Here is a 10,626-nt window from a genome sequence, read left to right as displayed (position 1 = left end):
CCAACACTTCGTAGGCCAGCGGATAACCTTCGGGTGTGACGATCAGCGCGAGGATCACCTGCACGCAATCCGATCGTTTGTCCCGGCTGTAGCCGAAGCGGCGCTTGTCTCCTTCGGGAAAGGGCGGGTAGGGCGCGTCGTTCCTCCTCGGTAGCCGTTTGGAGATACGAGGGTTGGCATTTTTTTCGGGACATTCTACAAAGGGCAGTGGCTGGCCGTGGCGACTTGGAGCTCGGCCGCCTTCCACATCAAAGACCGAGATCAGTTCATTGGCTGGACTCCTGAACAGTGCCGGCGCCGGCTGCCGCTTTTGGCTAACAATTCCCGCCTGCTGGTCATGCCCGACTGCCACTACTACAATCTCATCAGCCGCTTCATGAAGTTGATGTTGGCCCGACTCTCGGAGGACTGGCAGCAACGCTGGGGACATCCCCTCGCCCTGGTGGAGACGTTCGTTGACCCCCGCTACTACCCAGGCACGGCTTACAAAGTTAGCGGTTGGTCGCACCTGGGCAAAACGGCCGGTTGGAAGCGCGATGCCGACGATTTTTACGAGAAGAACGACGCGCCCAAACAGGTTTGAGTTCGGGAACTGACCAAGAAAGCGTGCGGGAAGTTGCGCGCGCCACAATTGCCTGCCGCATGGGCCAAAGTGGAAGCGGCGGTGCGGGTCCGATGTACGGCCAAGGTGCAGCAAATCCGCAGTTTGATGGAAGCCGTCCAGGCCGACCTTCCGGAATTTCGTCGCAAACACGGGCTAGATAGGTGTAAGGTTTCTGTGTTCCGCCATTCGGTTGGCCCGGCTGGTACCAGCCGGCGTCGTGGGAAAGCAGGACACAATCTCCAAATCCGGCGGCGATCAATTCCTTAATGGCTGCGATCAACGTGCTGTCCTCGCTGGGATTCCATCCGAAAGAATCGAACTCGATGAACACCCCGCGTGCCGCCAGTTCTCGATGAAATGCCCGGTTGCGCTCGGCCTGGGCGTGCACCCAGATGAACCGAATCGACGGGCTGATTGATTCCAGAATGTCGGTCTGGCGGCGCGCGACGCTGCCGGCCGCCGTGTGACTCGCAACCACCGCGCCGGTCGCCAGGGCGGCGCGGCCCGCAGTGCGCAGGAATTTTTCCTCCAATGCGGTCAATCGGGAGTCGCTTGTGGAAATCTTGATGAATCCGGCTCGGGTGGTTGTGCCCTCGAGGCCTTCGCGAATCTCTCGCGTGAAGAGGGCTGTCAGATCGGCCTCCGTCATGGCGGGGTGAGCCGGCGGCGCGAAATTGGCCCGGCCATACACGCCCGTGGGGACGATGACCGGCAAACCCGATTCGACGGCCAGGCGCAGGATCGCCGGCACGTTGCGTCCGACGCCGATGCTGGAGCATTCGACGAGCACGCCCACGCCAGCCTCCTTCGCTTCGACCAGGCGAGGTTTCATGACCCGCACCACGTCTTCGATATCCGCCTGCGCGTAGCTGGGGACGGTTGGTCCGCGCAAGTCGGTGAAAATATGCTCGTGCGGAAGGACGACGCCCGTCTGGTTCGCCGCCACGTCGCCCAGCACCGTTTGAAGCGAAGCCGTGTAATCGTTCGTTCTGAGCCGAAAATAGCGGTTGCCGCGCCCAGGCGTGATCCGAACCGAGCGCCGGCCAAGCTCAAGTTGAGCAGATCGTCGCGCGGGCCACCAATTCGAGTTCGGCTCCAGTCCGTCCGCGACCTCCAGCAAATAATCCCTCCCTGGCGTGTCTTCCCAGGAAAGCTCGATCAGGCCGCCGCTCCGAGCCGCTTTCAACGCCGGCGGCAAGTCTGCTCCAAGAAAGTCAGGCCAGGGCGAGACCAGCAGCCACCCCATGAGCATCAACTTAAGAGCCTGTCTGAAAACTGTCTTCTGAGTGGAACAGTCCACCGGCCTGTTGCGGCGGGCTACCAGCCCGCCGGGCCTTTTGACGGCAGGTTGCAGCCAAAAACGGGCTGGTAGCCCGTTCTACCCATTTTTCAGACAGGCTTTAAGGAAGCGGCATGCGGAATTCATAGACACGAGCACCACGCAACAGGCAAAGTGGAGCACCCTCAAACTTATCACCGCGGTCTCAACTGGCAAGGCGCAGTCCGCAACTCGCCCCTGGACCCAAGCAAATCGCCCCAAAACCGTAGGCTTCTCCCCATTCTTTGGCAGAATTGGCGCAACAAACAGCTATGTTCGCAGTAACCAAAGCAACAGAGTCAATCCGCGCCAAAGGCCTTTTGTCAGCTTTTGCTCTGCTCCTGGGGATCGTCGGCTTCAAGACCGACGCCCTGGGACAAGGGTGAGTGGCGGTGCGATGTGGCACGCTCAGTTTGAGTGCGCATGGCGAATCGTTCAGCTACCTGGAAAAGGGTGACTGGCAAGCTTCCCTTGCTTATCGGTGGCTGCACTCGGATCGGCACTTCGTGGGTGAGGTCGAGCAGAAGCAGCGATTGGGGCAAGGGTCGGAAGTCATCAATCGCGTGCACACGTTTGATCTCACCGCGACCTACGCCGTCACGAAGCGCTTTTCCCTCGCGCTCACCGTGCCCTTTGTTCACGCCGACCGGTCCTCGCTCTACGAACACGACCGAACCAATCGCCATCACATGCAGGCGGGCGGTCTTTCGGATGTTCGGCTGATGGGCAATTATTGGGTTTTCTCGCCCGACAACAACCCCCATGGCAACCTGGGGCTGGGCGTGGGGATCAAAGCGCCGACCGGCGACTACAAAGCCACCGACTATCGGTTCCGGGCCACCGGTCCGGAATTGTCGTACGTGGACAACTCAATCCAACCAGGAGACGGCGGCTTGGGCGTGCTCGTGGATTTTCAAGCGTTCCAGAAGGTCTTCAAGAACACTTTCGCCTACATGAACGGGACGTATCTGATCAATCCGCAGAACACGAATGCGATCGGCAACTCCATTTGGGATTCCTACATTCTGCGCGGGGGTTTGAGCTATGCGCTGTGGCCGTCCAAGGGCCTCGCCTTGAGCCTCGGTGGCCGCGTGGAAGGCGTGCCACCGGAAGACGCGTTTGGAGAAAGCCAGGGCGCAAGACGACCCGGATTCGCGGCCTCAATCGAGCCTGGCTTGACCTGGGCTTACAAAAAGACCTCGCTCAATCTGTCCACGCCGGTCGCGCTCTATCGAAACCGGCAGCGGAATTATCAAGGGCGCGCCGGAGACGCCGCGTTCGCCGACTATCTGATTACAAGCAGCATCACCTACCGTTTTTAGGGGATTTCCCGGCATAGTCCTCCGCGATCGGCAGCGTCCCTAATGCGTGGCGCTGCCGATCGTCTTTTCGATTCAGCGAACATGATTCGATAAAACGTCTCTGGCCGACGAAGCCGCGATGTGACAAAAAGTTTGTTCCGTACGGAACAAACTTTTTGCGCGGATTTCGCTCTCCGTGAGAGACGCATCGAGGAATGAGGTTGCCAAGCGGATCAAGGATTGCGAGCGTCCACGCCGTTGATGTCTTTCTGTTCTTTTTCTGCCTGCCGCGTGGCAGGTCGAACCGAAAGCTCCAACAGTTTCCAAACTCGCATGCGATGGCTCTGAGCTATGTCTTCCTCCCTGACTACGTTCTCATTCCCCACCCCTACCCTGTTCGGCGCAGGCGCGTTGCAGGAATTGCCAGCACGGCTCGCACAAACCGGTCTTCGCCGTCCCCTCGTCGTCACCGACGACGGATTGCTGAAGACCGATGCGTTCCAATCGCTGGTTTCGACGTTGGGCGCAAATGAGCAAGGGCGCCAGTGGTTCCTTTACTCCGGCGTTCACCCGAATCCGATCGAGAACGATGTCCGCGAAGCCGCGGACGCTTTTCAGCGCCACGCCTGCGACGGCATCATCGCCATTGGCGGAGGCAGCCCGCTGGACGTGGGCAAAGCCGCGCGCGTCCTGGTCAAGCGCCCCGGGTTCAATCTCGCTAAGTTCTACGAGGAAAGCGACTGGTCTGGCCTGGCGCCGTTCATCGCCATTCCCACGACGGCCGGGACTGGGAGCGAAGTCGGCCGGAGCTCGGTCATCACGCTCGACGCCACCAAACGCAAGGCCGTGATTTTCCATCCCCAACTGCTGGCGCGGCTGGTGATCCTCGATCCGGAATTGACGCGTGGCTTGCCTCCCAAGTTGACGGCCGCCACCGGCGCCGACGCGCTCACGCACTGCATCGAAAGTTTTACGTGTCCGGCCTTTCATCCGATGTGCGACGGCATCGCGCTGGAAGGCGTCCGGCTCATTGTCGAGGCGCTGCCGCGCGCGTATCGCGATGGCGATAATCTGGATGCGCGCGGCAAAATGCTCGTCGCGGCGGCGATGGGCGCGGTCGCGTTTCAGAAGGACCTCGGTGTGGTCCATTCGATGGCGCATCCGCTCTCGACGCTTTGCGGGATGCACCACGGATTGGCCAACGCGCTGTGCCTGGTGGCGGGGATGAAGTTCTGCGCGGCGCGCTGGCACGGCCTTTACCGCCGCGTCGGCATTGCTTGCGGAATGGATCTGATGAAAGTGCCGGGCGTAGAAGCCGACCGGCTCACGATCGAATTCATCGCTGAATTTCTGGCGGGCCTTGGCTTGAACACGAAATTGCGCGAGCACAGCGTGAAACCGGAGCAACTCGAGGCCCTCGTCGCCCAGGCATTCGATGACCCTTGCCACAAAACCAACGCTGTAGCAGTGACGAAGGAAGATTTCAGACAGCTTTATCTGGATGTTTTGTGATTGGCTGAAGGAAACGCGAATTCCGCGAATTGTTGCGAAGGCGATGGATCTGGCCGCATCCAGATGCTGCCACCCTGCAGCGGTAACGATTTGTGGAATTAGCCGAAAAGAACGAACGAGGCCGAAAGAAAACCTTTTTCGCCTCCTTTCGTTTCTTTCGGCGATTCGGTTCATGGAAAGTTCCCTGTTCCTTTCGGACCTGCACTCGGCCCATGAACGCGGTAGGGCGAGTCCGTCCCGGCGAGCCGCTCGACGCGCGTGGAACACGTCCGACTCGGTTCGCTGGGGACAGGCTCGCCCTACCGTCAGGGGAAGGAAGAATGTTGAACCCAAGCTGTCTGCTCCAGCATGAGGAACGGCCAACCCGAATGGAACATCGCGACGTTTGGAGTCAGTAATCACTGCCGTTCCGAGAGATGGCCTTCCGCCCCTCCCGAAAGGCCGCCGCGAAGAGAACGATCACGCCCGCAGCCAGCGCCGCCGGGATCACCCAGATGCCGCGCCAGTCGTGTGTGATCGCGCCAAGCGCGAGCGGCAGTTTGTGCGCGTCCATCACGCGACCCGCCAGGTTCGTGCCTACGAACGCGCCGACGCCCCAGAGCACAAACGCGATCAACCCTTGCGCCGCGCCGCGAATCCGTTCGTTGGCCTGGTCATCGACATACATTTGCCCGGTGATGAACAGGAAGTCGTAGCAAATGCCGTGGAGGATGATCGCGCCGTAGAGCATCGCCGTGCCGAGCGCGCCGGGGATATTTCCATAAGCCATGAGCACGTAACGCGTCAGCCAGGCGAGCATGCCGAGCAGAAGCGTTTTCTTGTAGCCGAGCTTGCGCAGGAACCAAGGCAACAGCGCCAGGAAAACCATGTCCGACACCTGCGCCAGCGTCATCTTCGCCGCCGGATTCGTCCAGCCAAGCTGGCCGAGATAAGTGATCATCATCACGAAATAGAAATAGAGCGGGATGCAGATGAGAAACGTGCAGAGAACGAAGATGGCGAAAGAAGGACGCCGGAACAACGCCAGCGCTTCCAGGCCGAGCATTTGTCCTGCGCTGACTTTCTGGCCGACGTTCTTAGGCGGCGTGTGCGGCAAAGTAAACGAGTAAAGTCCTAACGCGAGCGAGATGATTGCCGCGACGACGAATTGCAGCGGGCTTCTCTCGGCGTTCAACCGGCTGATGATCAGGCCGGCGACGATCCAGCCGAACGCCGACCAGATTTTTACGCGCGGGAATTCTTTATCGGGATTCTCCAGATGGTGGAACGCGAGGGAATTGCCGAGAGACAGCGTCGGGACGTAGAGCACGCAGTAGGCGATCAGCACGGGGAAAAACGCGCCGAACGTTGTGAGTTTCGAGAGGAGGAAGAGCAGCGCGGCGCCGAGCAGGTTGAACACGGCAATCATCTTCTCCGTGGCAAACCAGCGGTCGGCGAGCAACCCCGTGAGGAACGGCGAAATCATGGCGCCAATGGCGAACGCGCTGTAAGCCAGCCCCGTCTGAGCGCCAGTGAAGTTGAGCGTGCCGAGCAAATAACTGCTCATGGCCACATACCAGGATCCCCAGATCAAATATTGGACAAACATGAAAACGGACAAACGGGGAACGAGGCGCGGGTGCATGAGTTGGCGTGTCCATAACAGAAGCGTGTCCAGGCTGGCAATGCGAATCCCCATGACGACACGAAACGGGCTGCATCTCCGAGTGATTGCAGGCCCGCCCGACGAAGTCCACACAAGGCTTGTCGAACCAAGGCGGAAATCATAATTTTCAGCCGTGCAGCTCCTGCTGGACAACTTGCCCGGAACCTTGCGCAGCCAGCGAGACACGCTTGCGAGGTGCCTGGAAGCCATGAATCGCGTGACGCCGCTGCAGGCTGTGTACCTCTTTGGCTCCCACGCGCGAGGCGAAGCGCGACCAGACAGCGACGTGGATTTGTGTTTGGTTGCCGATGGAGCTGAGCAGCAGTTGCAAACTGCGCGAGGCTTCCGGCGCGCGATCCGCGAAATCCACTCAAAGCCTGCCTTTACGCTTATCCCCATCACGCCTGCTCGCCTGGCCGAGAAACGTTTCCGCCACGATCACTTCTTTCACTCGGTCTTAAGCGAAGGAATCCTCCTTGCCACGGAAAACTGACTCCAACAATCCAGCGGACTGGCTCTGGATCGCCGAATCGTATCTCGAAGCCTTGCGCCTGATTTGTGAGCGACAGGTCGGTTACCAATTGTGTCGAAGCAAGTTGGCAGAGGTCCTGGAAAAGATGATCAAGGCGGAACTCATCCGAAACGGCTGGAGTCTCGAAAAAACTCACGATCTCGAAAAGCTTCTGGATCATCTCAAAGCCCAAGCCTCCGATCTGGTGGGGGTTGCTGAGCCTTTGTGCGATGCCTTGGGAGAACTGTATTTTATCGACCGCTATCCCGGCTTCGACCTGGAGGATCCGGATTGGCCGACGCTGCGGCAACAAATCGAGAGCGTCTCGCGGCTGCTTTTTGTGATCCAATCTCGGTTGCCTTCCGCGGGGAGCTAGCGTCAGACAACGCGTGATGACGACCCACGGGCGAGATAACCTTGTCAGCGACGACGAACGGCTCTTGCAGGAGCTGGGGTATCGCCAGGAGCTGGCCCGCCGGATGAGCGGTTTCTCGAATTTCGCCATTTCGCTCTCGATCATTTGCATCCTGGCCGGTGGCATCACGTCGTTTCATGTCGGCCTCTGCAGCGCGGGCGGGGCGAGCATTGGGCTGGGCTGGCCGCTCGTCTGTTTGTTCTCAATCGTCGTCGCCTTGACCATGGGGCAGGTGGCTTCGGCTTTCCCGACGGCGGGCGGACTTTACCACTGGGGCAGCATTTTGGGCGGACGCGCCTACGGCTGGATTACCGCCTGGTTCAACCTGGCCGGCATTGTCAGCGCGCTCGCCGCGATCAACGCCGGCACGTACGACTTCGCGACGGCGGCGTTTGGCGTGGCGCCACCGGCGGAGTCCGCGGCGACCGTGAAAACGATTGTCGTGGTTCTGATGACGCTGTCGCAAGGACTGCTGAACCATTATGGCATTCACTTAACGACGCGGTTGACCGATCTAAGCGGTTATTTGATTCTGATCGTGGCCTCCGTGCTGACGGTTGCCTTGGTGGCATGCACTCCGAATCTCGATTGGGCGCGGCTCTGGACTTTCGCCAACTTCAGCGGGTTGCCAGAAGCGGCGGCGGTCTTTCCCAAACAAGAGAGCCTAGTTTGGCTTTTTGCGCTCGGCTTCCTTTTGCCGGCTTACACGATTACCGGGTTCGACGCCTCGGCGCACACTTCGGAGGAAACGGTCGGCGCGGCGCACAACGTGCCGAAAGGGATCATCCGGTCCGTCTGGGTTTCCGGCGTGTTTGGCTGGGTGATGATCTGCGCGATTCTGCTCGCGATGCCGGACGTGCGCGAGGGCGTGAACAAAGCCGCCGAAGTCGTGCCCTGGACCCTGAAGTCCGTCCTGCCCGCGTGGCTGGCCTGGACGTTGCTCGCCGGAATCGTGGCGGCGCAGTATCTGTGTGGCCTGGCGGCCTTGACGTCCGCTTCGCGCATGACCTATGCGTTCGCGCGCGACGGCGGCTTGCCCTGGTCGCAATGGTTGCGCGCCGTGAATCCGCGATCGAAGTCGCCGTCGGTCGCAGTCTGGGCCTCCGCGACTTCCGCGGCGTTGTTCACGATTCTTGTGCCATACACGACGATCGCGGCCGTGTGCGTCATTTTCCTCTACATCTCGTACGTCTTGCCCGTCGCGGCGGGATTCTTCGCGCACGGACGCACCTGGACGCGGATGGGTCCGTGGCAACTGGGGCGTTGGTATCGGCCTCTGGCCGTAGTTTCGACGCTGGGCTGCGTGGGTCTGATCGTGATCGGGATGCAGCCGCCCAACCAACAGGCGGTGGGGATCGTGGGGGGCGCGGTTGCGTTGCTGCTGATCGTCTGGTTCGGACTCGAACGGAAGCGCTTCAAAGGCCCGCCTCAGATTTCAACAGGCTCAATCAAAGCCGCTTCTTAATCTTCTCAAGCACCTGACGGGAAATTGATTCGTCGCCGAACGTTCCAACTCGGACTCGGATTTCAGTTCTTTGTCCGACAACCGTTTCAGATCAACCTGGATCTTTTTGTCCCCGGCGCCGCGCGCGCTCAACTTGGCCGCCAGGGCGTCTTTCTGCTGGGTGGAAACCTTGAATTCGAGATCCGAGATGGCGTCCTGCGTCGCGGTCCAAGTCCTATCATGGGCATAAATAAGTGAGTTTGTCACGGCCGCAGAAAGCTCACGATCGTTCGGCACTTGGTGGGATTGTCGCCCGGAGTCTGATCGGAAGGATTGCCCCCGGCGCCTCCCCACAATTTGACGTCGAACGCTGCGGGCGCGGTGCTGAACTTCACGTGGCCGTCTCCCCAAAGGACATTTCAGTCCCAGCTTGGCTCCCCCGCCGCCGGCCGGTGACAAGGTCAACTCGCCATAGGCACTGCTTGGTCCGCGGGAGGGACGACAAAGCTCGTAGCGCAGAGTTGCACTCTGCCGTATCGCAGAATTGTGTTCTGCGGGGCGTCTCCCAGTCCGAGCACGCTGGGACTTGCCGGCGCCCTGCCGATTGGAAATCGGCGATACCGCAGATTGAAAATCTGCGCTGCGGTTCTCCGGTCGATCTGTCGTCAATCCCACGATCTGCACAGTATATAGCGCTTTGACGCGTCGCTGCATCAGCCGCGCCGAGTTCCTCTTTGCCGGTTCGCCTCGTAGAGAACTACGGCGGACGCGCTGCACACGTTCAAGGAGTCCACGCCCGGGGCCATCGGGATGGCCACCGGTTCGTGGCAGGCCTCAAGCACGCGGGGAGAAAGGCCGTGTCCTTCGCTGCCGAAGACCATGCAGCAGTCGCCGCGAAAATCGGCTTCCGATAATGCCTGCCGGTCCGTGTGCGGATGCGCCGCCACGCAGTGAACCGCTCGCGACCGCAATTCTTGAATCGCGTCCGCCAGACAAGCGACCTCCACCACGGGCAATTGAAAAATGGTTCCCATCGAACTGCGCACCGCACGCCGCAGGTATGGACTGGCGGACGTTTCACCGACCAGAAGAGCGTGAACCCCGAACGCCACGCAGTTGCGCACCAAGCCGCCGAGGTTCTCGGCGCTGGACAGTCCATCCACGGCGGCGAACAAGTACGGCCGCTTGGCGCGCTTCAACATCTCATTCAACGGCACGGAAGCCGGAACGCGCGCCAGAGCCAACACCCCTTGATACATCGAAAAGCCGGTCAGGTCCTGCAAAACGGTCTTCTCGGCCAGGAAAACTTGAGTGTCCTCGGAACGGTCCCGCAGCAGCGGCTTGAAAGTGTCCAGCCACTTGGGCGGAAAGAGCGCCGAAATGACCGTGAGTGGGCTGGCCAGCAAGCGGCGCACGACTTTCTCGCCTTCCGCGACAAAAATGCCTTGCCGGTGATGGTCCACTTGCTGGCGCATGTTGCGGTAAGGCCAAAGATCAGGGTGCTCCAGGTTGTCGATCGTTTGCACGCGGAACATGGCGCTGAGTTATGGAGGCAGCGCGGATTTCAGACAAGCCCGGCTTGCAAGATTCTCGACGGAGATCAAGACCCGACGGGGCGAGTCCGTCCCGGCGAGCCGTTCGACCAGCAATTCTCTTTTGAAGTGGCGCAGGGCTTTCGAGCCTGCGAGTTCACGGAGCTTTCCAGCTCCGTTTCGCGAACTGCGACGCTGGGGACTGGAAAGTCCCCTTAGGGTCTGTGCAAAAATAACTTCCGGTTTTGGCGGGAGCGCCGCCTGGCCGGATGCAAGGCGCGAGGAGGGAGCATCCCCGTTTTGGGGCTGTGACCGACGAGCAACGCCGCAGCCGGCCAGGCGCC

11 protein-coding genes are annotated in these 10,626 nt (G+C 60.4%); 7 read left to right on the top strand and 4 right to left on the bottom strand.

The features are described 5' to 3' along the window. Positions 1-178 precede the first annotated feature (178 nt). Positions 179-583 carry a DUF4338 domain-containing protein gene (locus tag FJ398_21440; protein MBM3840478.1) on the top strand — a complete coding sequence of 135 codons (405 nt, stop codon included), beginning with the start codon at positions 179-181 and terminating at the stop codon, positions 581-583. Here the strand turns inward: FJ398_21440 and FJ398_21435 are convergent. Further along, complete coding sequence (locus tag FJ398_21435; GenBank protein ID MBM3840477.1) at positions 492-1,856, bottom strand: hypothetical protein; 1,365 nt, start codon at positions 1,854-1,856, stop codon at positions 492-494. The two genes, FJ398_21440 and FJ398_21435, sit on opposite strands and share 92 nt — an antisense overlap. 479 nt (positions 1,857-2,335) lie before the next feature. On the opposite strand from FJ398_21435, the gene FJ398_21430 reads away from it, so the two are divergent. From FJ398_21430 to FJ398_21420, 3 genes are all read left to right on the top strand, one after another. Further along, positions 2,336-3,244, top strand: a complete 909-nt coding sequence (locus tag FJ398_21430) for a hypothetical protein (protein ID MBM3840476.1) — start codon at positions 2,336-2,338, stop codon at positions 3,242-3,244. 330 nt (positions 3,245-3,574) lie between these two features. Further along, positions 3,575-4,735, top strand: coding sequence for an iron-containing alcohol dehydrogenase (locus FJ398_21425; protein ID MBM3840475.1), 1,161 nt, complete (start codon positions 3,575-3,577; stop codon positions 4,733-4,735). A 172-nt stretch (positions 4,736-4,907) separates the two neighbouring features. Beyond that, positions 4,908-5,087, top strand: a complete 180-nt coding sequence (locus FJ398_21420) for a hypothetical protein (GenBank protein ID MBM3840474.1) — start codon at positions 4,908-4,910, stop codon at positions 5,085-5,087. 39 nt (positions 5,088-5,126) lie between these two features. On the opposite strand, the gene FJ398_21415 is transcribed toward FJ398_21420, so the two are convergent. Then, a complete protein-coding gene (locus FJ398_21415) occupies positions 5,127-6,590 on the bottom strand; it encodes an MFS transporter (GenBank protein ID MBM3840473.1) in 1,464 nt (487 codons plus the stop codon). Between FJ398_21415 and FJ398_21410 the strand changes: the two genes are divergently transcribed. The 3 genes from FJ398_21410 to FJ398_21400 are packed head-to-tail and all read left to right on the top strand — an operon-like array spanning position 6,589 to position 8,771. Next, entirely contained in the window at positions 6,589-6,873 is a 285-nt protein-coding gene (locus FJ398_21410) for a nucleotidyltransferase domain-containing protein (GenBank protein MBM3840472.1), read from the top strand. The two genes, FJ398_21415 and FJ398_21410, sit on opposite strands and share 2 nt — an antisense overlap. Beyond that, a complete protein-coding gene (locus FJ398_21405) occupies positions 6,857-7,267 on the top strand; it encodes a HEPN domain-containing protein (GenBank protein MBM3840471.1) in 411 nt (136 codons plus the stop codon). Before FJ398_21410 ends, FJ398_21405 begins: the two co-directional genes overlap by 17 nt. 16 nt (positions 7,268-7,283) lie before the next feature. Further along, on the top strand, positions 7,284-8,771 hold the full coding sequence (locus FJ398_21400) for an amino acid permease (protein MBM3840470.1): 1,488 nt from the start codon (positions 7,284-7,286) through the stop codon (positions 8,769-8,771). Here FJ398_21400 and FJ398_21395 read toward each other — a convergent pair. Both FJ398_21395 and FJ398_21390 read right to left on the bottom strand, forming a co-directional pair. Further along, positions 8,751-9,464 carry a DUF3568 family protein gene (locus FJ398_21395; protein ID MBM3840469.1) on the bottom strand — a complete coding sequence of 238 codons (714 nt, stop codon included), beginning with the start codon at positions 9,462-9,464 and terminating at the stop codon, positions 8,751-8,753. The genes FJ398_21400 and FJ398_21395 overlap by 21 nt on opposite strands. Continuing rightward, complete coding sequence (locus FJ398_21390) at positions 9,464-10,285, bottom strand: RNA methyltransferase (GenBank protein ID MBM3840468.1); 822 nt, start codon at positions 10,283-10,285, stop codon at positions 9,464-9,466. The genes FJ398_21395 and FJ398_21390 overlap by 1 nt, the downstream gene beginning before the upstream one ends. Between the last annotated feature and the right edge of the window lie 341 nt (positions 10,286-10,626).

Source organism: Verrucomicrobiota bacterium, assembly GCA_016871535.1.
Taxonomy (GTDB): domain Bacteria; phylum Verrucomicrobiota; class Verrucomicrobiia; order Limisphaerales; family SIBE01; genus VHCZ01.
The sequence above is the reverse complement of the archived record's forward strand: the minus strand, read 5'-3'. Positions and strand labels throughout refer to the sequence as shown.

Bases quoted from the DNA above. Each gene is read 5' to 3' on its own strand.
- FJ398_21400 (MBM3840470.1), top strand. From the start codon at position 7,284: ATGACGACCCACGGGCGAGATAACCTTGTCAGCGACGACGAACGGCTC.
- FJ398_21410 (MBM3840472.1), top strand. From the start codon at position 6,589: ATGAATCGCGTGACGCCGCTGCAGGCTGTGTACCTCTTTGGCTCCCAC.
- FJ398_21415 (MBM3840473.1), bottom strand. From the start codon at position 6,590: ATGGCTTCCAGGCACCTCGCAAGCGTGTCTCGCTGGCTGCGCAAGGTT.
- FJ398_21435 (MBM3840477.1), bottom strand. From the start codon at position 1,856: ATGCTCATGGGGTGGCTGCTGGTCTCGCCCTGGCCTGACTTTCTTGGA.
- FJ398_21395 (MBM3840469.1), bottom strand. From the start codon at position 9,464: ATGCAGCGACGCGTCAAAGCGCTATATACTGTGCAGATCGTGGGATTG.
- FJ398_21420 (MBM3840474.1), top strand. From the start codon at position 4,908: ATGGAAAGTTCCCTGTTCCTTTCGGACCTGCACTCGGCCCATGAACGC.
- FJ398_21390 (MBM3840468.1), bottom strand. From the start codon at position 10,285: ATGTTCCGCGTGCAAACGATCGACAACCTGGAGCACCCTGATCTTTGG.
- FJ398_21425 (MBM3840475.1), top strand. From the start codon at position 3,575: ATGTCTTCCTCCCTGACTACGTTCTCATTCCCCACCCCTACCCTGTTC.